Below are 24,347 nucleotides of genomic sequence, written 5' to 3' on the forward strand. Positions count from 1 at the left end.
TCAGAAACGGAAGCGGCGACTGAAATATCAGTCGCCGCTTTTTGCTTTCTATTAACTACTGACGCGATACACAATGATTGTTTTTTTATCACTCAGGAAACCGACGAAAACATAAGCTCCTGTAACAACATCACCTGTTGCAAATCGCCTCACATATTCGTTCTTATCGATGTTATTGGTGACCCAATAGAATTCTTCGCATCCAATAAAGGTGGTGCTGTCATAAGCATAAGATGGGTTGTTTGCGAAGTGCTCTAATAACCCATCATATTCTGTTCGTGAAACCTCAATTTGGGCGCAAGCTGCATAATCACCATGTATGTCAGGGTAAGATGCGGATTTCTTAGTGATGTTGCCAGTAGCTGGAAAAGGAAAATTGGTAAGCTTTACAAATTCCTCTTTATAGAAGCTATCCGACGGATAAAATGCGTCGTAAACCAAATAGCTGTATGGCAAAAGCACCCCAGCAAGGATTAAAAATACAGTCGCACGTAAGTTTCGTTTCTGCCACCATTTGTAGAACGCTAAGGAGAACACAAATGGTCCCGCAATGGCAACTGCAATAGCGAAGTAAAACAGAAACAAAAGAGCACCCATAGCCAAATATATGTGCCGTTGGCAAAGCATCCGAAGCACATTGCTCAGCCTTGCCCGCACCGCTCATCGCAGAGGCGAAAAGAAACGGTAGAAACGGAAGCGGCGACTGATACTTCAGTTGCCGCTTTTTTATTGGCAATGAGAAAGCGCCGATATGTTAGGGCCGTAAAACCCCCAGTTCGACGGGCTACGAGCCTGGCTAAGCGAAGAGGCAACCCCAGCCCTGAATTCACCGAGTAGGTTTGTATCAGTTAACAACTTAACCACTCGTCATATGTCCAAGCTGTACATCTTCGCCGCCGTTTTTCTGTTCTGGAGCGCCCTTGCTGCTTCCCTGATGCAAGTACAGCTGGTCGCTTCGCCGATGCACAAGATGCGGGTGCCCACCTACCGGTCCACGCCCATTCGCTCCACGGTTATCGCACAGGTGAATACGAGTGCTACTGCTATTTCTTACAATTAATTACGGCATTATTTCCAGCTATTCTATTCGATTAATAAGCTTCGTAAATTAAAATTTAACGCAAACAGCAATGCCGAACCTAACTGGGTTCGGCATTGCTGTTCAAGAACATAACGCGACCATTTATTCTGCCGCCTAATTACAACCAAGCCATATTTTCCTTGAACTCGACCGGGTACATATTGAGGTATTGTACGATGCGTGGGTAAGTACCGTGGTTTGGGCTGCTGCCATGCGGCAGGGCGTGGTGCCAGATAATAAAATCGCCGGCTTCGGCCGCAATTGGCGCGGCCAACGCGTCCAGATTCACCCGGCGCGGGTCGGTGCCGGCAGGCAGCGCCGCCAGCCAGTGCTCCAACTGGCGGTGGAAGCCTGGCACGCAGCGGAAAGCGCCCTGCTCGGCCGGCGTGTCGCAGAGGTACAGCAGGCCCTGGGTGCCAAAGCGCAGTGGCGGCTCCAGGCTCATGTCCCAATGCAGGGGCGTGCCCTGATGCTGGTAGGCAGCAGTTTCGGGCGGGTTGAAGCTGGTGCGGTCGGTGGTTTTCCAGAGGTCGGCCGTTTGCCATAGCTGGGCAAAAGCTTTCTGAATCCGCTTCGATTGACGGTTTTCGAGCAGGGTTGGATGGTGGTAAAAATCCATCATAATGCCCTTGCCAATGGGCTTTTCATACCAAGTGGCGGGGTCGCCAGGGTCCATGCCCAAAATTTCCCACACGGCCTCTTCGGTGGCCCGGGCCTGTTCTTTCGAAACGGCTGCGCGAAGAATTACATAGCCATGTTCAGCCCAGAAGGCCAAATCCTCAGCGCTGAGTACGTCTTCAGCTTCCTCAATTTCGCGCAAATTCGCAATCAGCCTTTCCGGATAAGGTTGATTGGAAATAATGCTGTTGAGACGTTCGATTTGCAACGTGTCAGTCTGCCCGTTGTTTTTTGCCAGAACCCAGTTTTCAAACTCCGCAAAGCTCGGCACCGATTGCATCAAATAGCGCATGGTTTCCTCAATCGGCAAACCAAGGCCGTTGAGCAGCAGGTTATCAAAGCGCCAGCTTTTCTCGGTTTGCTCGATGAATACGCCATTGCGCTTGGCCAAAGACTGCGCCCAGAAACGCTTTAAATGCATCACCCCAATTTTCCCGGTTTCCACTGACGGAGCAAAGTCAATCTGCGCTTCCATATGCTTTAAAATCCTGATAAAAAGTGAACCCAAACGCTGCACTTGGCCGAGCTATGGCAAATTACAGCGGAACACAAAAAAAGCGGCAACTGAATTTCAGTTGCCGCTTTCCGTTTCAAATCATTCAATCTAGAAGTTTCGCTCGCCCGTTTCGCGTTTGCCCAGCATCACCGAGCCCACCATGGCGGCCAGCAGCAGTATGGAAGCCAGCTCGAACGGCAGCGCGTATTCCTTGAACAGCACCATGCCCAGGCGGTCAACCATGCCAATCTGCGAATCGAAGCTGGTGGGGTCGTAGCCGGCGGGGCTCACGTTGCGAAGCGCGGCTACCAGAATCAGCAGCAGCGACCCCCCGGCGATGGCGGCCGCAAACTTGGCCAGGGCAGGTTTGTGGGGCTCAGTGTCCTCGTTCAGGTTCAGGAACATAATCACGAACAGAAACAGCACCATAATGGCGCCGGCGTACACGATGATGTTCACGGCCGCCAGAAACTGCGCGTTCAGCAACAGGTAGTGCCCCGAAAGCGTGAAGAACGTGAGAATGAGAAACAGAACGCTGTGCACCGGGTTTTTGGCTAGCACCACGCCCAATGCACTCAGCAGGGCCACGAACGAGAGAAATAGGAAGAGGGACATAAGCAGTAGCGCGGACTTTTAGTCCGCGAGTGGGGCAATGATAAAAGAAGAAATGCCGGTCGCGGACTAAAAGTCCGCGCTACATTATGCAAGTTGCGAGCGCAGCTTATCGGCTTGCTCGGGCGTGAGCTGAATGCCGCGCTTCGAACGGTTATCCGGCGTCACAGGCTCCACCAGCCGGTCCTTGCCGTAAATGAACTCGTCGCGCTCGAAGCGCGGCGGGGCCATTTTATCGGCTTGCAGGTACACGGCCGCTTTCGGGCAGGCTTCTTCGCACAGGCCGCAGAAGATGCAGCGCAGCATGTTGATTTCGTAGCTCACCGCGTATTTCTCCTCGCGGTAGAGGCCTTCTTCGCCCTTCTTGCGCTCACCGGCCACCATCGTAATGGCTTCGGCGGGGCAGGCCACGGCGCAGAGGCCGCAGGCCGTGCAACGCTCACGGCCGACTTCGTCGCGCTTCAGCACGTGTAGGCCGCGGAAAACAGGGGAGAAGGGGCGCGTCTCTTCGGGGTAGCGAATGGTGACCTGCTTCTTGGTCGCCGCCCGAAAAAAGTGCTGCATCGTAATCGATAAGCCTTGGAAAATAGCCGGCAGGTAAGCCCGCTCGGCCAGGGTCATGGGCTTCTTTTCGAGAACTTTGGCGCGTTTGCTTAAGGATTCCATAAGTCGTTATTTAATTACGCCGAACGTAATCAGGCCGCCCGTGAGCAAGATGTTGAAAATAGCCAGGGGGATGAGGATGGTCCAGCCCAGGCGCATCAGCTGGTCGTAGCGGAAGCGCGGGAGCGTCCAGCGCACCCACATGAAGAAGAAAATAAAGCCGAATATTTTGGCAAACAAACCCACCAGCCCGAGGATGGTAATGATGTTCTGAGCCGTCACCAACTCCAGGCCGCGGCTCGATACGAACCAATCGCGCAGCTCGTACTGGAAAGGGAAGTTGAAGCCACCGAAGTACAGCACGCTCATCACAGCCGAAGCCACAAACACGTTGATGTATTCAGCGAACAGGTACAGGCCCATTTTCATGGAGCTATACTCGGTGTGGTAGCCGCCGATAAGCTCAGTTTCGCACTCCGGCAAGTCGAAAGGCGTGCGGTTCGTCTCGGCGAAAGCGCAGACGATGAAGATGACAAAACCCAGCGGCTGCCGGGCAATGTTCCAGAAGTGCCATTCGCCAGCTACCGACTGCTGCAGCGTGATTTCGCGCAGCGACAGCGTGCCCGACATCATCAGGACGGCAATCAGGGCCAGGCCCATCGCCAGTTCGTAGCTAATATTTTGCGAAGCGGCGCGGATGGCGCCTAGCAGCGAAAACTTGTTGTTCGAGGCCCAGCCGCCAATCATAATACCGTACACGCCCAGCGACACAATGCCGAACACGTAAAGCATCCCCACGTTGATTTCGATGCCCTGCAAATGCACGATGGTGTCACCGAATTGCAGGAAGTTGCCGAACGGAATAACCGCCGACGACATCAGGGCCGTGACCATGGCCAGGCAGGGGCCGAACACAAATAGCGCCCTATTGGCCCCGGCGGGAAAGAATTCTTCCTTGGTGAAGAGCTTTACGGCATCGGCCAGCGGCTGGAGCAGGCCGAACGGACCAGCGCGGTCCGGGCCCACCCGGTCCTGCAGGAATGCGGCGATTACGCGCTCGGCGTAGGTGCAATACGTGGCAATCAGCAGCGAAATGCCGAAGGTTGCCAGAACGACGAGGCCTTGCCAGCCCAGAGCGGGGAGAGTCATATTCTATATGTCATGCTGAACGAAGTGAAGCATCTTATCACGTTCATGCAGCTAGTTAATTAGTTATTTCTGACGAAAGCAGCGGTAATAAGATGCTTCCTTCGTCAGCATGACAGGCGATTTTAATTGTTTAAGCCTCCCAAGCGCAGCGGCGGGTTGCGTTCCAGTTCGCGGGTGGTGCTTTCGGGCAAATCCTGGATTACCTGCGGGTTCACCACCGGCAATTCGTAATGGTTTTGGGCAATCACCGAGGCGCGGCTGATGTGCGCCGGGCCTTCCAGTACCCAATCCGACGTTTCCTTTTTGTCGAAGCGGCAGGTGTTACAAATCCACTCTTTCACTTCGCCGTAGGCATCCTTGCGGGCCGTCACACGCAGTACGTCTTTGCCTTTATACCAAAGGGTTACGCGACCGTTGCATTTGTCGGTGGTGCAGTTGCGGTGGGCATCCACAGGTTTCGTAAACCACACGCGCTGCTTGAAGCGGAAGGTTTTATCGGTCAGTGCGCCCACCGGGCACACGTCGATGACGTTGCCGCTGAACTCGTTGTCGATGATATTCTCGATATAGGTGCCGATTTCCGAAGCATCGCCGCGGCCCAGCACGCCGTGCACGCGCTCGGGCGTGAGCTGGTCGGCGGTGTACACGCAGCGGTAGCACAGGATGCAGCGCGTCATGTGCAGTTGAATGAGCGGGCCGATGTCGATTTTCTCGAAGGTGCGGCGCTCTTCCTCGTAGCGGGTGGTGCTCACGCCGTGCTCGAAGGCGAAGTCCTGCAGGCTGCACTCGCCGGCCTGGTCGCACACCGGGCAATCGAGCGGGTGGTTGATGAGCAGCATCTCCACGATGCCTTTGCGCACGTCCATCACCTGCTGGTTGATGGTGTTTTCGACCACCATGCCGTCCTGCACCGTAGTGATGCACGAGGCCACCAGCTTGGGCATAGGCCGTGGGTCCTTGGCCGAGCCAGCCGAAACCTTCACCAAACAAGCGCGGCATTTGCCGCCCGAGCCCTTCAACGGGGTATAGTAGCACATGGCGGGCGGCACGATGCCACCGCCAATCTGGCGGGCCGCGTTCAGGATGGTGGTTCCGTCCGGAACTTCCACCTCAATGCCGTCGAACGTTATTTTAGCCATTGGATAGTTTTGTCATGCTGAGCTTGCGAAGCATCTTATCACGTTCGCAGGACTCGGGTAATAACTGGTTCTGATGAAGGCAGCCGTGATAAGTTGCTTCCTTCGTCAGCATGACAGAAGTTGAAATTAAGCCAGCACCGCCGCGCCGCGATATGCTGCACCAGGAGCCGTAGCCTCTTTAGGATTGGTCACATGCCATTCGAACTCGTGGCGGAAGTGGCGCACCGCAGCCGCTACCGGCCATGCGGCCGCTTCGCCCAGCGGGCAAATGGTGTTGCCTTCAATCTGCTTAGCCACGCTCACCAGCAGGTCGATGTCGTGCATCGAGCCGTGCCCGTGCTCGAGACGGTGCAATACCTTTTCCATCCAGCCCGTGCCCTCGCGGCAGGGCGAGCACTGCCCGCACGACTCGTGGTGGTAGAAGCGCGAGAAGTTCCAGGTGTTCTTCACGATGCACGTCGTTTCGTCCATCGCAATGAAGCCACCCGAGCCCAGCATGGTGCCCGTCACAAAGCCGCCGTCGCTCAGCGACTCGTAGGTCATCAGGCGGTTTTCGCCGGCCGCCGTTTTCAGAATCAGTTCCTTAGGGAGAATTGGCACCGACGAACCGCCGGCCACCACGGCTTTCAGGTCGCGCCCCTTCCAGATGCCGCCGCAGTACTCATCGGAGTAGATGAATTCCTCAACGGGCAGGCCCAACTCAATTTCGTAGATGCCGGGCTTGTTCAGATGGCCGCAGGCCGAAATGAGCTTGGTACCCGTGCTTTTGCCGATGCCGATTTTGGCGTACTCGTCGCCGCCTTCGTTCACGATAACCGGCACAGCTGCAATGGTTTCCACGTTGTTCACCACCGTGGGGCGGGCGTACAGACCTTGCACGGCCGGAAATGGCGGCTTGTTGCGCGGGTTGCCCCGCTTGCCTTCCAGCGACTCCAGCAGGGCAGTTTCTTCGCCGCAGATGTAAGCTCCGCCACCGGGATGCACGTGCAAATCGAGCGAGTAGCCCGAACCGAGGATGTTCTCGCCCAGGAAACCAGCCGCATAAGCTTCGGCAATGGCCTTCTCCAGAATGCGCAGCACGTACAACAACTCGCCGCGGATGTAGATATAGCTGGTGCGTGCGCCCAGGGCATAGCTGCCCGTAATCATGCCCTCAATGAGCAGGTGGGGCAGTTTCGTCATCAGCTGACGGTCCTTGAAAGTACCAGGTTCCGATTCGTCGGCGTTGCAGACGAGGTAGCGCGGCACGCCCTCCGGCTTGGCTAGGAAGCCCCACTTCATACCAGCGGGGAAGCCCGCGCCGCCGCGCCCGCGCAGGCCCGACTTCTTCACTTCTTCCGTCACTTCATCGGGCGTCATCGTTTTGAGCGCCTTTTCCACGGAGCGGTAGCCGCCGTGCTTGCGGTACACCTCGAAGGTATTGATGCCTTCGACGTTGATATGTTCAGTTAATAGCTTGCGGCCCATAGGATTAAGCGTTGTGCTGATGGCCAGCTGTTAGTTGTTTTTCAGGGAGTTGGGCAGGCTACTGCTTTCTTCCCACGAGAGGATGGGCCGATGAACCTGACCGCGCAACTCGTTGAGCATGGCATCCACCGCTTCGGGCGTATCCAACTGCTCGTAGTATTTCTCGCGCACCTGCACGACGGGGGCGAAGCCGCAGGCAGCCAAGCACTCTACTTCTTTCAGGGTAAAATTACCATCAGGCGAAGTGCCGCCCACTTTGGCACAGGTGATGCGCTCCAGATTGGCTGTTAGCTCATCTGAGCCGCGGAGCATGCAAGGGCCGGTACGGCAGATTTCCAGCACGTGCTTGCCTACCGGCTTGAGGTTGAACATGGTGTAGAACGACGACACCTCGTACACTTCAATCGGCTTGATTTTCAGGGTTTCAGCCACCAAGTCCTGTACTTCGGGGCTCACCCAGCCGCCAAATTCGGCTTGCGCGATGTGCAGAATCGGTAGCAGTGCCGACTTGCTCCGCTCTTCGGGATAGTGCGTGAGCAGGCGCTTGATTTCCGCCTGGGCGGCGGGAGAGAATTGCGGTTTGGTGGGCGCGGTAGTCGGCTCCATAGCAGTCAATTTCAACAAAAACTAAGCGTCCAGCTCGCCGGCGATGACGTTCATGGACGAGAGAATGACAATGGCGTCCGACAGCGTCGTGCCCACGGCCATCTCGGGATAAGCCTGATAATAAATGAAGCACGGTCGGCGGAAGTGCAGGCGATACGGCGTGCGGCCACCGTCCGAAACCAAGTAGAAACCCAACTCGCCGTTGCCGCCTTCCACGGAGTGATATACCTCACCGACAGGCGCATCAATCTCACCCATCACGATTTTGAAGTGGTAAATCAGCGCCTCCATGTTCTTATACACTTCCGGCTTGGTAGGCAGGTAGTAATGCGGGGCGTCGGCGTGGTAGGGGCCATCGGGTAGCTTGTCGAGGGCCTGGTTGATGATGCGTAGGCTCTGCCAAATTTCCTCGTTGCGCACGATGAAACGGTCGTAGGTGTCGCCGTTGGTGCCCACCGGAATGTCGAACTCAAAGTCTTCGTAGGAAGAGTAGGGGTTCATGGCGCGCACGTCGTAATCGACGCCGGCCGCCCGCAGGTTGGGGCCGGTAAAGCCGTAGCTCAGAGCCTTTTCCGCTGAAATCGGGCCTACGTTCACCACGCGGTCCATGAAAATGCGGTTGCGGTTGAACATGTTCTCGAACTCCTTCATCACGGCCGGGAAGCTTTTCAGCCAGGCGCGCAGCTTTTGCAGGGCCACGGGCGAGAGGTCGCGCTCCATGCCGCCCACGCGGCCCATGTTGGTGGTGAGGCGGGCGCCGCACACCTCCTCGTAGATTTCGTAAATCTTCTCGCGCTCCTGGAACACGTAGAGGAAGCCGGTGAAAGCACCAGTGTCTACGCCCAGAATTGAGTTGCAGATGAGGTGGTCGGCAATGCGGGCCAGCTCCATCATAATCACCCGAATGTACTGGGCGCGCTTCGGCACGGTCACGCCGAGCAGCTTCTCCACCGTCATGTGCCAGCCCAGGTTGTTGATGGGCGACGAACAGTAGTTCATCCGGTCGGTGAGGGTGGTAATCTGATAGAACGGCTTACGCTCGGCCAGTTTCTCGAAAGCCCGGTGGATGTAGCCGATGGTGGGCACGCCGGACACGATGCGCTCGCCATCCATTTGCAGGATGTTCTGGAAAATGCCGTGCGTGGCGGGGTGCGTGGGGCCCAGGTTCAGCGTCGTCAGCTCCTGGCTGAAGTCGTTGAGAATGGGCATCAGCTGGCCGGGGCGCTGGGCGGCGGCCTCTTCTTGAATCTTGTGGGTGCCTGCCAGGGCGTCGTTTACTGCCATGATATGAGTATCAGGGGCCTAGCGGCCGAAAAACAGGTCGGTTTTGTCTTCGCGGGTACCGTCTTCCACCGGGTATTGCTTGCGCATGGGGTGGTAGTCCATGTCCTCCACGTTGAGGATGCGAATCAGATTGGGGTGGCCGGTGAAGATGATGCCGAAGAAGTCGTAGGCCTCGCGTTCCATCCAGTTGGCGGTGTTGTAGAGGTCGGTCAGGGTCGGCACCACCGGGTCGGCAATCGGGAAGAAGATTTTCAGGCGAAGCCGGATGTTCTTTGTCATGCTGTGCAGGTGGTAAATCATACCCAACTCCTTGCCCGGATTCTCGGGGTAGTTGATGCCGCACATCGTGGTCAGGAAATGGAATTTCAATTCCTGGTCCTGCTGCAGGCCGGCAATGATTTCGTGGATTTTCTCCCGCGTCGTGGTCGCCGTCAGCAGGCCGTAGGGCTCGTGCACATCGGTGAAGGTACCCTCGCCAAACAAGCGGGTGAGCAACGCCATTACCTGCGCGTTCTGGGCCTTTATCGGGTCTTCGGCAACGGGCGCTTCGGGCGCGGCGGCAGCATCTTGAGGAGTCATTCTGGAGAGCTTAGAGCGTAGAACTCAGAGCTTAGAGATGGTGAGCTTTTAAATAGAAGCGCAACGGGGCGGCTCCAAGCTCTTGGTTCTAAGTTCCTGGTTCTAAAAATCTACTTAATATTATAAGACGCCAGCAGTTCCTGGTATTCAGGGGCGTTGCGACGGCGGAAGGATTCGTTGCGGGCCAGGTCCTGCACGCGCATCAGGCCGTCGAGCACCTGCTCGGGGCGGGGCGGGCAGCCGGGCACGTACACGTCGACCGGAATAATGCGGTCGATGCCTTGCAGCACGGAGTAGGAGTCGAAAATGCCGCCCGAGCAGGCGCAGGCACCCATGGCCAGCACCCAGCGGGGCTCGGCCATTTGCTCGTACACCTGTTTCACGATGGGGGCCATTTTCTTGGCGATGGTGCCCATCACCATCAGCAAATCGGCCTGGCGGGGCGAGAAGCTGGGACGCTCGGAGCCGAAACGGGAGATGTCGTAGTGCGAGCCCATGGTGGCCATGAACTCGATGCCGCAGCAGGACGTGGCGAAGGGCAGGGGCCAGAGCGAGTTGGCGCGGGCCATGCCCACCACTTTCTCCAGCGAGGTGGCAAAGAAGCCAGCGCCCTCGACGCCTTCGGGGGCCTCAACGGTTTTTATTTCAGGAACTCGGTTATCAGCCATAGTTATATAAGGACAAGCAGATTAAGCGGCTTTGGCCACTTGGGCGGGCCGGTTTTCCAACACCGGGGCGCTGGTGAAAGTTTGGCCGGCTGGTACTTCATTCCAGCGCAAAATGCCCTTTTTGATGATGTAGAAGAAGCCCGCCAGCAGCAGCGTCATGAAGATTATCATCTCGATGAAGCCGTAATAGCCGTCCTTGTTGAGCGCCCGGAAATTCACGGCCCAGGGGTACATGAAGATAACTTCCACATCAAAAAGCACGAAAACAATGGCCGTGAGGAAGTATTTTACTGAAATCGGGGTGCGGGCATTGCCCACGGATTCGATGCCGCACTCGAAGGAGGCATCCTTCACGGTGCTGTGGCGCTTGGGGCCTACCAAGTGCGAAACCACCATGGCGAAGGCCACAAAAGCCAGGGCCAGACCGAATTGGATGACAATCGGGAGATAATCGGAGGGCTGATAATTGGCAGCCGGCAGGGCTAGATACATAGTGGTCAATTATATAGCAAACAGGCCTCACGGGCGCTGAAGGGCAAAGGTAGCGCCCACGGGGTTGGGGCGCAATGTTGAAACGTGAACCGCTGGAGGGATGGCCGAATTGGGGCGCAGATGACCGGTTATTGGTACAGCGGCCGGCCGAAAAATTCGCAGCGCAACGGGCTTTTATTTGGATTACATGTGCTTTCTTTAGGGGCAAGCTGGTCGCTAATCTTCCCTGTTCCATGTCTAATCCTGATAATGCTGCGCCGGGTTCAGCGGCGGCCAGTGCGGCGCTGGCGGAGCGGGAGCATCAGCTTTCGGTTCTTTTCAATACCATTGCCGATGTCACGTTCGTATTGAGCGTGGAGGGCGAAGGGCGGTACCGGTTTGTATTTGCCAATAAAGCCTTCGAGAAAACGACCGGACTGCCGCTGGAGCAGGTACTGGGGCGCTACGTAGAAGACATTATTCCGGAGCCCTCGCTCAGCTTGGTGCTAACCAAATACCGCGAGGCAATTGCCAGCATGGAGCGCGTGGTTTGGCAGGAAACGTCTGATTATCCGACGGGCCGAGTGACGGGCGAAGTGAGCGTGACACCGGTGCCCGACGAGCACGGCCGCTGCTCCCAGCTGGTAGGCGTGGTGCACGACCTGACCAAGGAAAAGGAGGTGGAAAGGGCGTTGCGCCTCAGCAACGAGCGGTTTGCCTACGCTTTGAAGGCCACCACCGACGCCATTTACGACTGGAACGTGGCCGCCGACACGCTGTATTGGGGGGAGGGATTTGAGGATTTATTTGGTCATCAACTCACCGAAAACCCGACGCCATTCCGCAAATGGGCTGATTTGGTGCACCCTGATGACAGCCCGCGTGTGGTGGCGGGCCTGCTCCGGACGGCGTTTGAAACCAAAAACGTGTTCTGGGAGGAGGAGTACCAGTTCCGGCGGGCCGATGGGAGCTGGGCCGAGGTATTTGACCGGGGCTACCTGTTGCGCGATGCGGCGGGCTGCACCGTGCGTATGATTGGGGCCATGAAGGACATCACGCCGCGCAAGCAGGCCGAACGGCAGCAGCGGCTGATGACCGAGAAGCTAATTGGCCAGAACAACGACCTGCAGCAGTTTACCTACATCGTGTCGCACAACCTGCGGGCGCCGCTGGCGAATGCCCTGGGATTTAGCGACCTGCTGGCGCGGGTGGATAAGCACTCGGCGGTGTTCGACACGTCGCTGCACAACCTGCGCACCAGCCTGCAGCTGCTCGACGAGGTGCTGACCGATGTGAACGACATCCTGTCGGTGCGCGACGAGCAGGCCGGCTACCGGCCCGAGCCGGTGCCGCTGGCCGCCGTGTGCCAGCAGGCGCTGCAGGGCCTGCACGAGGCATTGCAAGCCGCAAGCGGCCAGCTCCGTATTGCCATTCCGGCGGACCTGCGCGTGGCCGGCAGCCGGGCGTATTTCCATAGCATCTTTCACAACCTGATTTCCAACGCCATTAAGTACCGGGCCGACGCCCGGCCGCTGGTAATTGACATCATGGCTACCGCGACCCCGGCGGAGGGATTAACCATTACGGTGCGCGACAATGGCTTGGGGTTTGACCGCCAGCAGGCCGGCGACACCGTTTTTCAACTCTACCGGCGCTTTCATGCGGGGCAGGCCGGGCGCGGCATTGGCCTGTATCTGGTACGGGCGCACGTAGAAGCCATGGGCGGCGAGATTGCCGTGGAAAGCCGCCCCGGTGAAGGAACCGAATTCACTCTTCATTTCAGGCCCTATGCGGATGAAAACCTACCTCATTGATGACGATGAACTCGCCATCTACCTCACCGAGCATCTGTTGCGAGCCGAAGGGTTTTCCAATTGCATCTGCACGTTTCAGTCGGCCCAGGAAGCGCTGGATAAGCTGGTGGGGAGAAAACAGGCCATGCCACAGGTCGTATTTCTGGACCTGAATATGCCGTTGATGGATGGCTGGCAGTTTCTCGATGCCCTGACGCCTTACCAGGAGGCGTTGCGCGGCACCTGTCATATCTACATCCTCACCTCGTCGCTGGCACTGAATGACCTGGAGAAATCCAAGCAATACGACTTGGTGGCTGGCCTGATTCACAAGCCGTTGGATAGCGAAGAAATCCGCGCTATTCAGTCACAGTTCGATGGTGAGGCGCTGGCCGATGATGAACCCTGTGACTGCTGATTGAGGGGCATGACGCGGAGCCGTGAAGCTGCCAGTGACGGGGCGGTTTGGAATGATGAAAACACAAAAACGGCCCGCATCATGTGATACGGGCCGTTTTTGTTGCGGCTTACAGGCCTTTGTCGCGGTTCAAATCCTCGGCTGGCTCCGAGCCGAGGAAGGGGTAGCGGTAGTCGGTGACGGGCACGAAGGTTTCCTTGATGGCGCGGGGCGACACCCAGCGGAGCAGGTTCAGGATGGAGCCGGCTTTGTCGTTGGTGCCGGAGGCGCGGGCGCCGCCGAAGGGCTGCTGACCCACCACGGCGCCGGTGGGCTTGTCGTTGATGTAGAAGTTGCCGGCGGCGTGCGTCAGCTTCTTCGAAGCCAAATCGATGGCGTAACGGTCCTGCGAGAAGACGGCTCCGGTGAGGGCGTAGGGCGAGGTGGTATCCACCAGCTCCAGGGTTTCCTCGAATTTGTCGGCGTCGTAGACGTAAACGGTGACAACGGGGCCGAACAGCTCGTCGCACATCGTGATGTATTTCGGGTCTTTGGCCACGATGACGGTGGGCTCGATGAAGTAGCCTTTCGATTTGTCGTAGCCGCCGCCGGCAATGATTTCGGCGTTCGGGTCGGCCTTTGCGCCGTCGATGTATTTGGCGAGCTTGTCGAAGGAAACTTCGCTGATAACGGCGTTGATGAAGTTCGAGAAGTCTTCCACATCGCCCATTTTGAAGGAGGCCAGGTCTTCCTTCACGTAGCCGAGGATTTCATCGGCGAGGTTGCTGGGGAGGTAGACGCGGGAAGCAGCCGAGCATTTCTGACCTTGGTACTCAAAAGCGCCGCGCGAGATGCCCACGGCTACGGCTTTGGCGTGGGCCGTCTTGTGCGCCACAATGAAGTCCTTGCCGCCGGTTTCGCCCACGATGCGCGGGTAGGATTTGTAGCGGTGGATGTTCTGGCCGATTTCCTGCCAGATGGTCTGGAAGACTTTGGTGGAGCCGGTGAAGTGGATGCCAGCAAAGTCGCGGTGCTTAAACACCACGTCGCCCACCACGGGGCCGTCGGCGTAGATGAGGTTGATGACGCCGGCGGGCACGCCGGCTTCCTCGAACAGCTCCATGAGCACCTGGGCGGAGTAGACCTGGGTGTCGGCGGGCTTCCACACCACCACGTTGCCCATCATGGCTGCCGAGGAGGGCAGGTTGGCGGCGATGGAGGTGAAGTTGAAGGGCGTGAGGGCGAACACGAAGCCTTCGAGGGGGCGCTGCTCCAGGCGGTTCCACATGCCGGGGAGGCTTTCGGGCTGTTGCTCGAACACCTGGCGCATGAAGTGCACGTTGAAGCGGAAGAAGTCGATGAGCTCGCAGGCGGCGTCGATTTCGGCCTGGAAGGCGTTTTTGCTTTGGGCCAGCATGGTGGCCGCGTTGATGCGGGCGCGGTAGGGGCCGGCCAGCAGCTCGGCGGCCTTCAGGAAGATGGCGGCGCGGTGCTCCCAGGGCAGCTCGGCCCAGGCGGTGCGGGCGGCCAGGGCGGCATCGATGGCCTGCGTGACGTGGGCGGTGGTGCCGTAGTGGAAGTGGCCGAGGGTGCGCTGGTGGTCGTGCGGCGGGCTCATGCGGCGCAGGTCGCCGGTGCGGACGTGCTTCCCGCCGATGTGCATGGGGATATCCAGCTCCAGCCCGCGCAGGCGCTTGAGCTCTTGCTGCAACTCGAGCCGCTCTTTTGAGCCGGGCGCGTAGCCTTTGACGGGTTCGTTAATCGGGGTCGGGACGTTGAAAAAGCCGGTGGCCATAGGGTTGGGGTTAGGTGCTTGAATAGGTTGGGGTGGGAGGCGGCAAAGGTAGCTGAGACGCCATTACAGCTTCGGGCGCAGCCGAAGCAGTGCTGCACGGGCTACTGCTTTTTTTGTCACCTTTATGGGCTTCGCATAAAATTGAGCCTGCATGAATCATCGTAAGCGCCTCATTTCCTCTTTTCTAGACCATCTCATCATGTCGTGCATTTTTGTGCCCATCATGTGGCTAATTGATTTGCACAGCCATAACGGCACGTTGGCTTTTGGAATTGGCATGCTTGTCTATGCAAACAAGGACTGTGTGCAGGGGAAAAGCCCTGCCAAAAGGCTGTTAGGATTGATGGTAGTAGACCCGCACAGCAAGCTGGCGGCTGGCTCAGGGCAGTGTTTCATTCGAAATATCACCATCCTTATCTGGCCAATTGAGGTAGTTATGCTGCTAATAAATCCTGCTAGAAGATTGGGTGATTATTTGGCGGGAACGGAATGTGTGGAATGCTCAAGGCAAGCCGATAATGTTGATTTAGCAAGCTAAATAGTGAATTGACATGCCGGAATGTATGCGGAGCAATGGTGTTTCAGGCTGCGGAATAGTGTTTGGGGTCAGCGGAATGCCGTTTTATCGTCGCGGAATGGCGTTTGGGATTAACGGAATGTTGTTTTGGGAGGTCCGAATGCCGTTTTGGGTTAGCGGAATGCCGTTTTCGCGTTGCGGAATACCGTTTCGGGGCAGCGGCATGCCATTTTGGAAGGGCGGAATCGTGTTTTGCCTTGCCGGAATAGTGTTTTGGGGTTGCGGAATGGTGTTTCAGAACCCCCCAATGCCGTTTCAGCGGTGCGGAATGGTGTTTCAGCTTGCGGAATGCCGTTTTAGGTTGCGGAATCGTGTTTCAAAAGACTCGGCAACCATCTACAGCCGCGCCAGCAACTCCCGCACCTGTTGCGTGAGGTCATCATACGAGCCGGTGTTGTGCAACGTAAAATCGAAGTGCGGGTAGTCGTCCATGGCAGTTTCGCTGGGGTGGTTGTCGTCGCGGGTGCCGTCGCCGCGCTGGTGGAGGGGGTCGCCCTCCACGCGAAGCATAAGGCCGCCGCGGGCGCGGATGGGGTCGGCTTCGTTGGCGAAGCGCACGTCGGGTACCAGCACGAAGGCATCATGAGGCAGGCCGGCAAAGAAGGCATCGACCCAGACCAGCGGCTCCCAGGCGCGCAGGGCGCTGCCCACCTGCTGCAGCATCTCGCCCCGCGTGCGGTGGAAGGTGGGCACCAGCTCGGCCTTGCCTTCCTGGGTGTAGTAGGGGGCCACGGCCTCGCCCGTGAGGGCGGCGCAGACGGACTTGATGGAGTCGCCGAAGGAGCGAACCTGCCACTGGCGCTCGGGTTGGAGCTGTTGCAGGATGCGGGCCACGGTGTCTTTGCCGCTGCCCCGGCGGCCGGAGAGGCCAATGAGGTGTACCATTTTTGGTGCTTAGTTTGAGGTAGCCGGCCTGTCGTAGCCAAGCATCAGTTACAAAAAGCTCTTCAGTTCACTCAGACAGCTGATTTCGTGCGTAATCTGGTTGAAGTGTCGCCGTTTATCCGGGTTGAAATACACCTGGTCGATGCCGGCGTTGTAGGCCCCCAGCACGTCGCATTCGAGGTTGTCGCCAATCATCAGGCTTTCGGCGGCGGTGGCCCAGGTGCGTTCCAGGGCGTGGCGGAACATGCGCGGGTCGGGCTTGAGGCAGCCGCTTTCCTCGGAGGTGATGACCTCCTCGAAGTAGTGCGTCAGGTTCGACGACGTGAGCTTGATGCCCTGCACGTCGTTGAAGCCGTTGGTGATGAGGTGCAGGCGGTACTTGGGCTTGAGGTAATCGAGCACCTCGTGGGTGAAGGGAAATACCGCCGATTTCTGAGGAAGAATTTCGGTGAACTCGGCCGAGATGGTGGCCGGAACCTGGTCCTCCGTTAGGCCCAGCCGCGTCAGCGTGCGGCTGAAACGCACCTCGCGCAGCTGGCTCTGGGTGATTTTATTGCTCTGGTACAAGCGCCAGAGGGCGTGGTTGATGTCGCTGTAGACGCTGATAAACTGGTCGGCCGAAAAAGTGCCGTAGCGGGCGAAATCGTGCCGCTCGTAAAGCGTGAGCAGGGTTTCGTTGGCATTTTTTTCGAAATCCCACAGCGTGTGGTCGAGGTCGAAGAAGAGGTGGCGGTATTTCATTCAGCGTTTTAGGTTATTCGTTGTCGGCTGTCATCCTGAGCAGAGCGAAGGACCTTATCACATTTGCTTCGATTGGATTACTGCAAACAGTTCAACGGTGATAAAGTCCTTCGCTCTGCTCAGGATGACAGAATAGCATAGCACGGCAAAATCAATCATACCGAGCCGGCCAGGGCCATGCTTAGCACGCCGGCCAGCATGATGCCCTTGCAGAACGTGCTCAGGTGCCGAAAGTGCCGCCGCCGGTCGGCCCGGATGAGCAGGCGGGATAGTTGGGCCATGGGCAGCAGCACCAGCAGCAGCAGCCACAGGCCCAGCGGCCAGTGCCCGCTCACAAACAGCCGGCCCGTGGCCCCCAGCGTGAGCAGGGCCAGGCAAGCCAGGAAAAAACCGGCCACCCACTTGGTACGGGCCACGCCCCACACCAAGGGCAGCGTGCGGCAGCCGTGCTGGGCATCGCCGCGCATGTCCTCCACATCCTTCACAATCTCGCGCACCATCGTGAGCAGGAAGGCGGCCAGCGCGTAGGGCCACACCACGCTGTGGCTGTCGTGGCGCTCCAGCTGCAGCTGCAGCTCGGGCAGCAGCACCAGCGCCGCCGTGAGGGTGGCAATGCTGAGGTTGCCCACCAGCGCCACCCGCTTGAAGCGCGCCGAGTAGCCCCACAGCAGCAGGGCCGTGCCCAGCGTGACGAGGCCCAGCACCGGGTGCAGCCAGCCGGCCACCAGCACGCCCACCCCGCTGAGCACCATGTGGGCCAGCATGGCCATGCGCCGGTTCACCACGCGCCCAATCACCAGCCGGTCGGGCCGGTTGATGGCGTCAATTTTCACGTCGTAATAGTCGTTGATGATGTAGCCGGCCGCCGCTACCAGCAGCGCTGCCCACACCAGCAGCCCGAAGCGCCGGTCCAGCAGCGACGCGCGCAGCGGCACCCCGGGCAGAAGCAGGCCGGCCCGTACCAGCGCCAGGCACAGCAGCATTATCAGCAGGTTGGGCCAGCGCACCAGCGTGGGCAGGGCCGTGCGCAGCCGCTCCACGGGGAGGGGCGGGGGCAGGGCGGGCGCAGGTGGCTTGGGGGGCAGCGGGTTCATCGGCAGAAGCACGGGGCAGGCGAAGTGCAAAGGTCGGCAGAAGTGACGGGCTGCCTGCGGGTAGGAGGTCCGGGCCGGGCATAAAAAAGCCTCTCCGTTGCGGGAGAGGCTTTTGCGATGGCGCGGGGCGCAGCCATCAGAGCGTTTTCAAGCTCAGATTTTGCGCACGTTCACGGCGTTGATGCCTTTGCGGCCTTCCTGGGTTTCAAATTCCACCCGGTCGTTTTGTTGCACTGTGGTCCCGTTCAGGCCCGTTACGTGTACGAAAAAATCTTCTTTCGTTTGGTCGTCGGTCACGAAGCCATAGCCTTTGGCTTCGTTAAAAAATTTGATGATGCCGGTTTTCATGCAAAAAACAAAAAGGAAAAGAAAAAACCGCCCGGGTAAAGGCTGCGGAAAGGCCTGAAACAGCATTAACAAGCCATTTCATCTCCGCTTACGCGGGAAGCCAACGCGGGGTTGGGCGGCCAGCGGCTCAGGCTGAACCGTTATTGGTTGTCGCGCCACTCATACACCCACTTGGCCTGAATCTGCTCCAGGTGGCCTTCCGTGGCTTGTTCGCGGGTGCCATCGAAGTTGCTCAGGCTCAGCACCCACTCAATCAAATCGGTGAAGCGGATGCGGTAGATTTTGGCCTCCGTGAAGTCGTCGCCGAACTTCTCGTAGAGCGCCATGGCGATATCCTCGTGGTCGGCCCAGTGCATGGGCGGCTCAAAGTGGTTCATTCTGCTTTAGGGTAAGAGGGTATGGGGGTAGGAAGGGATGCGTTAAAAAAGAAGACCAGATTGAAATCTATTTTAGACCTCATGCCCGCCTATCCCCCACACCCTCTTACCCTAAAAAAACTAGTGCCCCAGGAAGTGTTGGGGCGGGATGGTGACCACGAGCTGCATGTCCTTCTCCACCACGCACTGGCAAGCCAGGCGCGAGTTGATGCGCGGGTTCTCGGCGCGGTCAATGAAGTCTTCTTCCTTATCGGAAATTTCGGGCAGGTCGTCGCCGCCGGCGTTGACGTAAATGTGGCAGGTGCTGCACCCGCACACGCCGCCGCAGTTATGCTGGAGCTGGATGCCGTTGTTCAGCGCCACGTCGAGCACCGATTCGCCGGAGGCCGCCACGTGGGTTTGGGCCGGCTGGCCGTCGTTGAACTGGAAGGTGATGGTGGTGGCGGAAACGGACAAAACAGGAATCAAAAAAGTCGAATAATACGCGGCATTTGCCGCCGCAAAGGTACTCTCTCCAGCCCCGGCATCAAAGCTGGGCCTGAATGCTAGCCGTGAGCTGCGCATAGAGCGCCTGCCAGGCCGGGTGCGCCGCCAGCGCCGCGTGGTGGGCGGCCAGCGTGGGCGCATCGCGCCGCACAGCCGGCCCGGTCTGCACCGTGAAGGGCGGATTGGTAAGGGCCTTATCCACCGTTTCGCGCACCAGCGGGGCCAGCAATTCCGGCGGCAGGGCGGCCTCGGCCAGCAAGGCGTCGGCAATGCCCAACAGGTGGTTGGTGAAATTGTTGGCAAACACGGCCGCCACGTGCAGCTTGAGCCGCTGGGCCGAATCGAGTTGCAACACGTGCCGGCTGAGGCTGCCAGCCAAGGCCAGCAGGACGGTTTCGGCGGCCGGGGTGGCAGCCTCAACGCACAGCGGCACCGTGGGCCAGGCTATGGTGCGGCCCGGACTGAAGGTTTGAAGCGGGTAGAGCACGCCACCGCGCACCGCCGGCTGCGCGGCAAATACGGACAGCGGCAACGCACCCGCCAGGTGCGCCACCACGGCACCCTCGGGCCAGCTGATGCTGGCGAGCAGCGGCTCCACGGCCGCATCGGGCACGGCCAGCAGGTACACATCGGCGGTGGGCAGCGGCGGGGCCAGGGTTGTCAATGCCGGGGTGCCGGGGAGCATGGCGGCCAGGGCCGTCGCGGCCGTCGCTGTGCGGCTCCATATAAAGGACAACTGGTGGCCGGCGGCTACCAGCGTCGGGGCCAGCTGGCTGGCTACGCGGCCGGTACCAAACAGGCCGATACGAAGGGGATTCGAGGGAGTATTTATCATTAATTAATGATGAACTATAATATTTATAAAACAAGGTAAGTGGCTGACTATGCTACTCACCGCCAGCACCAAGGTTGAGCTAGCGGCAAAAAGGACCGGGCTCAATGATTTGTGCCCAAAGTTTAGCAACTTGTAGCCCCAAAGCTACCGTCCGGCCTGTGGGGCTACTTGCACGGAGGTCAGTTAGCATTCATTTCGCAACTTCAAAATACTCTTATTCACCCATTTTACTCCCTCTTTTCAATGAATCACCAATACAATCGTCCGAGGACTAATGTGCGCCTGCGGCACATGGCCCTGGCCGCGCTGCTAGCGACGGGCACCGCCGTGGGCGCGCAGGCGCAAACAACGCTTAATTACCCCATCGCCAACGCCCAGAACGTAGCCGGTACCTACACCGACCTGGGTACGACGGGTACGGTTATTACGACGAGCAGCACGGACGACGCCAACTCGGCCGAGCAACTCATCGGGTTCAACTTCGCCTACAACGGCGCGACGATGGACCGCTTCATCCTGAACACCAACGGCTTTCTGAAGCTGGGTGCGGCTGCCGGTATGACGGTCCCCACGGTGGCCCTCTACACAGCCTATGCCGAGTCGAATAACGGCGGCACGCTGCTGGGCACGGCGGCCAACGACATCAACCTGGTGTCGCCCTTCAACTACGACCTGGTGAGCGGCACCAGCACCGCCGAATACCGCATGGCCACCACCGGCACGGCTGGCAGCCGGGTGTGCACCATTCAGTGGAAAAACGTGGCTGACAAAGTGCAGCTTTCGGATGTGGGCGGCACCAACGTGGCCAACCAGTACGCCAACATGGCGTTCCAGGTGAAGCTGTATGAAGCCAACGGCACCATCGAGTTTGTGTACGCGGCCCCAACGGTAGCCGCCGCCGCCAACAACAACTTTAAGTATGCCCAGACGGGCCTGAAAGGTGCCGGCAACGGACCTACTCAGATTCTGAAGGTTACCAAAGGCTCGGTATCGCCGTGGGGTGATGCGGCCGTGACTTTTGCCAGCGGCCCCGTAACGGCCGGCGCTACCGGCGCATTTAACTTCCGCCAGGCAGTGCCGCCGGACAACGGCCGCACCTACCGTTTTGTGCCCACCGTGCCCAACGACGCCGGCGTTTCGCTGCTTTACACCATCAACCAGTTGGCAGTACCTGGTGCCGCTCCGCACGCGGCGAAAGCACTGGTGACCAATAACGGCACCAATGCGCTGACCAACGTAGCGGTGACCCTGAACGTGACGGGTGCCAACACCTTCACCAACACCCAGACCATTGCCTCGCTGGCTGTGGGAGCCAGCGCCACGGTAACGTTTGCCGCCTACACCCCCGCCAACCAAGGCACCAACACCGTCACGGTTTCGGTACCGAACGACGATAACAACCTCAACAACTCCAAGGCCGAAACCCAGGTGGTGAACACCACTACCTTCTCCTATGTCTCGCCGGGCGTAGGGGCCAGCAGCGCCGTAGGCTTCGGCTCGGGCACTGAGCTGGGCTTCGGTGCCAAGTATTCGCTGAGCACGGCCCGTTCGATAACGGCAGTGCGAGCATTTGTTTACGATGCGGCGGCCATTCCGCCCACCCAAAAAACCACGGTGGGTGAAACCCTCTACGGCATCGTGCTCGACGCAACGGGTGCCGTACTGGGCCGCTCGGCCAATTTTGTGGTAACGGCTGCCGACATTAATGCCATGCATACCTTCACCCTGACCGCGCCGGTAACGGTGCCAGCCGGTGACTTTATCGTGGGCATGGTGCAGGTATCGCCGGCCAGCAACGGTGCGGCCTCGTTCTTCCCGATGGGCGTGCAGAGTGAGTCGCCGACTCGTCCGGGTACGTTCTACCGCTTCTCGCCCGCCGGGGGGACCCCCACGGACGCCGCTGCTGGCACCAGCCGCTACCTGGTAGAAGCCGTGACGGCTGCTCCGGCCAACAACGACGTGGCCGTGAACGAGATTCAGGGCTACGGCTCGGTAGCCGTGCCCGCTGGCAACCCCTTCAGCCTGCGTGCCGTGGTGCGCAACGCCGGGGCTGCTGCCATCACTACCCCCACTGTAGTTACGCTGAACATCACCGGTGCCAACACCGTGACCCAGACTCAGACCGTGACCTCGCTGGCCGTAGGCGCAACAAACGTTGTGACCTTCGCCAACATCACCCTGCCCAACGCCGGTGCCAATACCGTGACCGTAACCGTGCCCAACGATGATGTGAACGGCAACAACTCGGTGGCCCAGGCCATGACGACCAGCCCCACGCGCTACTCGTTTATCACTCCCGGGGCCACGCAGGCCGGCGGTATTGGTTTCGTGCCTAACGCGGCAGCCCGTACCCTGGCCTTCTGCGGTAAGTTCACGACCAACGTGACGCGCGATGTGACGGCTGTTCGGGCCGTGATTGGCAATGACGCTACCCTCGTTAGCACTCCTACCACCGTGTATGGCGTGGTGCTGAACGCAACGACCGGAGCCGTAATTGCCCGCTCGGCCGATTACTTGGTAACCACTGCTGACCTCGGCCAGCTGCATACCTTCAGCCTGACCGGCAACGTGCCCGCTGGAGATTTCCTTGTGGGCTTGGCTCAGGTGATGCCCGCCAACGGCACCCAAGTAAGCCCCATGGGCTACGAAGCGGAAACCCCTGCCCGCGCGGCCACCTTCTACTCGGTAAACCTCACCCCCACTGTGACTTCTACGCCGACCGATGTTGCTTCCAACAACATTCGCTTCATGCTGGAAGCTGAAACGGCCACTCCCAACTCGTGCCCCACGCCTACGGGCCTGGCCATCACGGGCAGCACGGCTACATCGGCCTCGTTCTCGTTCACGGCTGCGGCCGGTGCTACGGGCTACCAGATTATCTACGGTCCGCAGGGCTTCACCCCCGGCGGTACGGGCAGCGTTACCTCGCCTTCCTTCACCGGCACCACTTACACGCTGTCTGGCCTGTCGGCTAGCACCACCTACGATTTCTACATCCAGACCATCTGCAGTGCCACGTCGCAAAGCGGCCTGGGTGGCCCGGTACGTGTGACCACGGCTTGCACGCCGCCCACCATCGCCGCCTTCCCCTACGCCCAGAACTTCGACGTAGTAGCCGCCAACCAGACGCTGCCCTGCGGCATCACCGTAACCGATGTGAACAACGACGGTTTCACCTGGCGCGCCACCGGCACGGTAGTCGACCCTGCCACCACCAACGTGGCCCGCTCGGCTCCTAATGCCATGGTGTACTCCTACAACAACCAGGGCCCGACTCCCACAGTGGCGGCCAACGACTGGTTCTTCACCCCGGCCCTGACCCTGGCCACCACGCAGCGCTACCGCGTTTCGTTCTACTACCGCGTGGCCACGGGTGGCTACACCGAAGGCCTCGAAGTGAAGTACGGCGCTGCCGCTACTCCTGCTGGCCAGACCAACCTGCTCTACACCAACGCCGCCCTGACCAGCGCTTCATACCTGCTGGCCAACAACACCACCACCCCGGCCGTACTCGACCTCGTGCCCGCCACGGCCGGCAACTACTACGTGGGCTTCCACGCCATCAGCCAGGCCAACCAGGGCTTCCTGGCCATCGATGACCTCAGCATCTCGGCTGGCCCGCTGGCTACTTCGGAGGCCCTGAAGCGCGCTGTGAGCGTGTTCCCGAACCCCTCCAACACGGGCGTGTTCAACCTGGAAATCCACGGTGCCAACGCCAAACAGGCCATGGCTGTGGAAGTAACTAACATGCTCGGCCAGCGCGTGTACACGGGCTCGGCCAAGGACAATTTCAGCAACAGCGTGAACCTGTCCTCGCTCGCCTCGGGCATCTACTCCATCAAAGTCCGCAACGGCGAGGAGTACACCCAGCAGCAGATTTCGATTGTGAAGTAAGCTTCGGCTTCTCTGCACTTCGGCAAAAGGGCCGCCCATTGGGCGGCCCTTTTTTTGTGACCGTAATGAAGCACCCTAGATGCGTAGTGAAATGCCCGTTGGACGTAGTGAAGTGCCCGTAACCCATGTTAACCTGCATTTGGGGCATATCAACCTACGTTTAGGCCGTGTCAACCTGTTCGTGGCGCATGTCAACCCGTGCGTGGTGCCTGTCAGCCCATCCGTAGCCCCCGCCAGCAGGTACCGTTGGGCCAGATGAAAAAAGGCCACTCCGCGAAGCAGAGTGGCCTTT

Annotated in this window: 24 protein-coding genes and 1 pseudogene; 5 read left to right on the plus strand and 20 right to left on the minus strand. The window is 59.0% G+C overall.

Annotated features, from left to right (window positions below):
- Positions 1-51 precede the first annotated feature (51 nt).
- Entirely contained in the window at positions 52-597 is a 546-nt protein-coding gene (locus tag ACYVM5_RS10630; RefSeq protein ID WP_460618100.1) for a hypothetical protein, read from the minus strand.
- A 274-nt stretch (positions 598-871) separates the two neighbouring features.
- Between ACYVM5_RS10630 and ACYVM5_RS10635 the strand changes: the two genes are divergently transcribed.
- Entirely contained in the window at positions 872-1,060 is a 189-nt protein-coding gene (locus ACYVM5_RS10635; protein ID WP_460618101.1) for a hypothetical protein, read from the plus strand.
- 139 nt (positions 1,061-1,199) lie between these two features.
- On the opposite strand, the gene ACYVM5_RS10640 is transcribed toward ACYVM5_RS10635, so the two are convergent.
- From ACYVM5_RS10640 to ACYVM5_RS10690, 11 genes and pseudogenes are all read right to left on the minus strand, one after another.
- Positions 1,200-2,150 carry a phytanoyl-CoA dioxygenase family protein gene (locus ACYVM5_RS10640; RefSeq protein ID WP_460618102.1) on the minus strand — a complete coding sequence of 317 codons (951 nt, stop codon included), beginning with the start codon at positions 2,148-2,150 and terminating at the stop codon, positions 1,200-1,202.
- Between the two features lie 213 nt (positions 2,151-2,363).
- Positions 2,364-2,870 (minus strand): NADH-quinone oxidoreductase subunit J family protein, encoded by a 507-nt coding sequence (locus ACYVM5_RS10645; protein WP_342295879.1) that lies wholly within the window; start codon positions 2,868-2,870, stop codon positions 2,364-2,366.
- A gap of 84 nt (positions 2,871-2,954) precedes the next feature.
- Complete coding sequence (locus ACYVM5_RS10650) at positions 2,955-3,533, minus strand: NuoI/complex I 23 kDa subunit family protein (RefSeq protein WP_460618103.1); 579 nt, start codon at positions 3,531-3,533, stop codon at positions 2,955-2,957.
- A gap of 6 nt (positions 3,534-3,539) precedes the next feature.
- On the minus strand, positions 3,540-4,619 hold the full coding sequence (gene nuoH / locus ACYVM5_RS10655) for a complex I subunit 1/NuoH family protein (protein WP_460618104.1): 1,080 nt from the start codon (positions 4,617-4,619) through the stop codon (positions 3,540-3,542).
- Positions 4,620-4,741: 122 nt separating this feature from the next.
- A complete protein-coding gene (locus ACYVM5_RS10660; RefSeq protein WP_460618105.1) occupies positions 4,742-5,758 on the minus strand; it encodes an NADH-quinone oxidoreductase subunit G in 1,017 nt (338 codons plus the stop codon).
- A 126-nt stretch (positions 5,759-5,884) separates the two neighbouring features.
- Positions 5,885-7,225, minus strand: coding sequence for an NADH-quinone oxidoreductase subunit NuoF (gene nuoF, locus ACYVM5_RS10665; RefSeq protein WP_342295887.1), 1,341 nt, complete (start codon positions 7,223-7,225; stop codon positions 5,885-5,887).
- A gap of 30 nt (positions 7,226-7,255) precedes the next feature.
- A complete protein-coding gene (locus tag ACYVM5_RS10670) occupies positions 7,256-7,831 on the minus strand; it encodes an NADH-quinone oxidoreductase subunit NuoE family protein (RefSeq protein WP_460618106.1) in 576 nt (191 codons plus the stop codon).
- A gap of 21 nt (positions 7,832-7,852) precedes the next feature.
- Positions 7,853-9,040, minus strand: coding sequence for an NADH-quinone oxidoreductase subunit D (locus ACYVM5_RS10675; protein ID WP_460620180.1), 1,188 nt, complete (start codon positions 9,038-9,040; stop codon positions 7,853-7,855).
- Between the two features lie 93 nt (positions 9,041-9,133).
- Positions 9,134-9,694, minus strand: coding sequence for an NADH-quinone oxidoreductase subunit C (locus ACYVM5_RS10680; protein WP_460618107.1), 561 nt, complete (start codon positions 9,692-9,694; stop codon positions 9,134-9,136).
- A 110-nt stretch (positions 9,695-9,804) separates the two neighbouring features.
- Positions 9,805-10,362: an NADH-quinone oxidoreductase subunit B gene (locus ACYVM5_RS10685; protein ID WP_305014534.1), complete on the minus strand. Its 558-nt coding sequence runs from the start codon at positions 10,360-10,362 to the stop codon at positions 9,805-9,807.
- Positions 10,363-10,464: 102 nt separating this feature from the next.
- A pseudogene (locus tag ACYVM5_RS10690) lies at positions 10,465-10,854 on the minus strand (NADH-quinone oxidoreductase subunit A); the annotation flags it as partial.
- A gap of 233 nt (positions 10,855-11,087) precedes the next feature.
- On the opposite strand from ACYVM5_RS10690, the gene ACYVM5_RS10695 reads away from it, so the two are divergent.
- Complete coding sequence (locus tag ACYVM5_RS10695; RefSeq protein ID WP_460618108.1) at positions 11,088-12,647, plus strand: sensor histidine kinase; 1,560 nt, start codon at positions 11,088-11,090, stop codon at positions 12,645-12,647.
- A complete protein-coding gene (locus ACYVM5_RS10700) occupies positions 12,628-13,044 on the plus strand; it encodes a response regulator (protein WP_460618109.1) in 417 nt (138 codons plus the stop codon). Before ACYVM5_RS10695 ends, ACYVM5_RS10700 begins: the two co-directional genes overlap by 20 nt.
- Positions 13,045-13,153: 109 nt before the next feature.
- Here the strand turns inward: ACYVM5_RS10700 and pruA are convergent, their stop codons facing one another.
- Complete coding sequence (gene pruA, locus ACYVM5_RS10705; RefSeq protein ID WP_460618110.1) at positions 13,154-14,818, minus strand: L-glutamate gamma-semialdehyde dehydrogenase; 1,665 nt, start codon at positions 14,816-14,818, stop codon at positions 13,154-13,156.
- A gap of 151 nt (positions 14,819-14,969) precedes the next feature.
- Between pruA and ACYVM5_RS10710 the strand changes: the two genes are divergently transcribed.
- Positions 14,970-15,356, plus strand: coding sequence for an RDD family protein (locus ACYVM5_RS10710; protein WP_460618111.1), 387 nt, complete (start codon positions 14,970-14,972; stop codon positions 15,354-15,356).
- Positions 15,357-15,731: 375 nt separating this feature from the next.
- Here the strand turns inward: ACYVM5_RS10710 and ACYVM5_RS10715 are convergent, their stop codons facing one another.
- From ACYVM5_RS10715 to ACYVM5_RS10745, 7 genes are all read right to left on the minus strand, one after another.
- Positions 15,732-16,280 carry a nucleoside/nucleotide kinase family protein gene (locus ACYVM5_RS10715; protein WP_460618112.1) on the minus strand — a complete coding sequence of 183 codons (549 nt, stop codon included), beginning with the start codon at positions 16,278-16,280 and terminating at the stop codon, positions 15,732-15,734.
- Between the two features lie 48 nt (positions 16,281-16,328).
- Positions 16,329-17,021, minus strand: a complete 693-nt coding sequence (locus ACYVM5_RS10720) for a YjjG family noncanonical pyrimidine nucleotidase (RefSeq protein ID WP_460618113.1) — start codon at positions 17,019-17,021, stop codon at positions 16,329-16,331.
- A 155-nt stretch (positions 17,022-17,176) separates the two neighbouring features.
- Complete coding sequence (locus tag ACYVM5_RS10725; RefSeq protein ID WP_460618114.1) at positions 17,177-18,115, minus strand: geranylgeranylglycerol-phosphate geranylgeranyltransferase; 939 nt, start codon at positions 18,113-18,115, stop codon at positions 17,177-17,179.
- A 153-nt stretch (positions 18,116-18,268) separates the two neighbouring features.
- Entirely contained in the window at positions 18,269-18,463 is a 195-nt protein-coding gene (locus ACYVM5_RS10730) for a cold-shock protein (protein ID WP_168673555.1), read from the minus strand.
- A 140-nt stretch (positions 18,464-18,603) separates the two neighbouring features.
- A complete protein-coding gene (gene iscX / locus ACYVM5_RS10735; RefSeq protein ID WP_460618115.1) occupies positions 18,604-18,840 on the minus strand; it encodes a Fe-S cluster assembly protein IscX in 237 nt (78 codons plus the stop codon).
- Between the two features lie 120 nt (positions 18,841-18,960).
- Positions 18,961-19,296, minus strand: a complete 336-nt coding sequence (locus ACYVM5_RS10740; protein WP_460618116.1) for a 2Fe-2S iron-sulfur cluster-binding family protein — start codon at positions 19,294-19,296, stop codon at positions 18,961-18,963.
- A gap of 70 nt (positions 19,297-19,366) precedes the next feature.
- Positions 19,367-20,161: a Rossmann-like and DUF2520 domain-containing protein gene (locus ACYVM5_RS10745; protein ID WP_460618117.1), complete on the minus strand. Its 795-nt coding sequence runs from the start codon at positions 20,159-20,161 to the stop codon at positions 19,367-19,369.
- Between the two features lie 243 nt (positions 20,162-20,404).
- Between ACYVM5_RS10745 and ACYVM5_RS10750 the strand changes: the two genes are divergently transcribed.
- Positions 20,405-24,055, plus strand: coding sequence for a T9SS type A sorting domain-containing protein (locus ACYVM5_RS10750; RefSeq protein ID WP_460618118.1), 3,651 nt, complete (start codon positions 20,405-20,407; stop codon positions 24,053-24,055).
- The last annotated feature ends 292 nt before the right edge of the window (positions 24,056-24,347 follow it).

The sequence above is a fragment of the Hymenobacter ruber genome (genome assembly GCF_054783255.1).

Excerpts from the sequence above, each read along its gene's own strand:
- nuoH (WP_460618104.1), bottom strand. The coding sequence starts at position 4,619 with ATGACTCTCCCCGCTCTGGGCTGGCAAGGCCTCGTCGTTCTGGCAACC.
- ACYVM5_RS10645 (WP_342295879.1), bottom strand. The coding sequence starts at position 2,870 with ATGTCCCTCTTCCTATTTCTCTCGTTCGTGGCCCTGCTGAGTGCATTG.
- ACYVM5_RS10725 (WP_460618114.1), bottom strand. The coding sequence starts at position 18,115 with ATGAACCCGCTGCCCCCCAAGCCACCTGCGCCCGCCCTGCCCCCGCCC.
- ACYVM5_RS10650 (WP_460618103.1), bottom strand. The coding sequence starts at position 3,533 with ATGGAATCCTTAAGCAAACGCGCCAAAGTTCTCGAAAAGAAGCCCATG.
- ACYVM5_RS10715 (WP_460618112.1), bottom strand. The coding sequence starts at position 16,280 with ATGGTACACCTCATTGGCCTCTCCGGCCGCCGGGGCAGCGGCAAAGAC.
- ACYVM5_RS10685 (WP_305014534.1), bottom strand. The coding sequence starts at position 10,362 with ATGGCTGATAACCGAGTTCCTGAAATAAAAACCGTTGAGGCCCCCGAA.
- nuoF (WP_342295887.1), bottom strand. The coding sequence starts at position 7,225 with ATGGGCCGCAAGCTATTAACTGAACATATCAACGTCGAAGGCATCAAT.
- ACYVM5_RS10710 (WP_460618111.1), top strand. The coding sequence starts at position 14,970 with ATGAATCATCGTAAGCGCCTCATTTCCTCTTTTCTAGACCATCTCATC.
- pruA (WP_460618110.1), bottom strand. The coding sequence starts at position 14,818 with ATGGCCACCGGCTTTTTCAACGTCCCGACCCCGATTAACGAACCCGTC.
- ACYVM5_RS10660 (WP_460618105.1), bottom strand. The coding sequence starts at position 5,758 with ATGGCTAAAATAACGTTCGACGGCATTGAGGTGGAAGTTCCGGACGGA.
- ACYVM5_RS10750 (WP_460618118.1), top strand. The coding sequence starts at position 20,405 with ATGAATCACCAATACAATCGTCCGAGGACTAATGTGCGCCTGCGGCAC.
- ACYVM5_RS10695 (WP_460618108.1), top strand. The coding sequence starts at position 11,088 with ATGTCTAATCCTGATAATGCTGCGCCGGGTTCAGCGGCGGCCAGTGCG.
- iscX (WP_460618115.1), bottom strand. The coding sequence starts at position 18,840 with ATGAACCACTTTGAGCCGCCCATGCACTGGGCCGACCACGAGGATATC.
- ACYVM5_RS10630 (WP_460618100.1), bottom strand. The coding sequence starts at position 597 with ATGGGTGCTCTTTTGTTTCTGTTTTACTTCGCTATTGCAGTTGCCATT.
- ACYVM5_RS10745 (WP_460618117.1), bottom strand. The coding sequence starts at position 20,161 with ATGATAAATACTCCCTCGAATCCCCTTCGTATCGGCCTGTTTGGTACC.
- ACYVM5_RS10730 (WP_168673555.1), bottom strand. The coding sequence starts at position 18,463 with ATGAAAACCGGCATCATCAAATTTTTTAACGAAGCCAAAGGCTATGGC.
- ACYVM5_RS10635 (WP_460618101.1), top strand. The coding sequence starts at position 872 with ATGTCCAAGCTGTACATCTTCGCCGCCGTTTTTCTGTTCTGGAGCGCC.
- ACYVM5_RS10670 (WP_460618106.1), bottom strand. The coding sequence starts at position 7,831 with ATGGAGCCGACTACCGCGCCCACCAAACCGCAATTCTCTCCCGCCGCC.
- ACYVM5_RS10700 (WP_460618109.1), top strand. The coding sequence starts at position 12,628 with ATGAAAACCTACCTCATTGATGACGATGAACTCGCCATCTACCTCACC.
- ACYVM5_RS10680 (WP_460618107.1), bottom strand. The coding sequence starts at position 9,694 with ATGACTCCTCAAGATGCTGCCGCCGCGCCCGAAGCGCCCGTTGCCGAA.
- ACYVM5_RS10675 (WP_460620180.1), bottom strand. The coding sequence starts at position 9,040 with ATGCCCATTCTCAACGACTTCAGCCAGGAGCTGACGACGCTGAACCTG.
- ACYVM5_RS10720 (WP_460618113.1), bottom strand. The coding sequence starts at position 17,021 with ATGAAATACCGCCACCTCTTCTTCGACCTCGACCACACGCTGTGGGAT.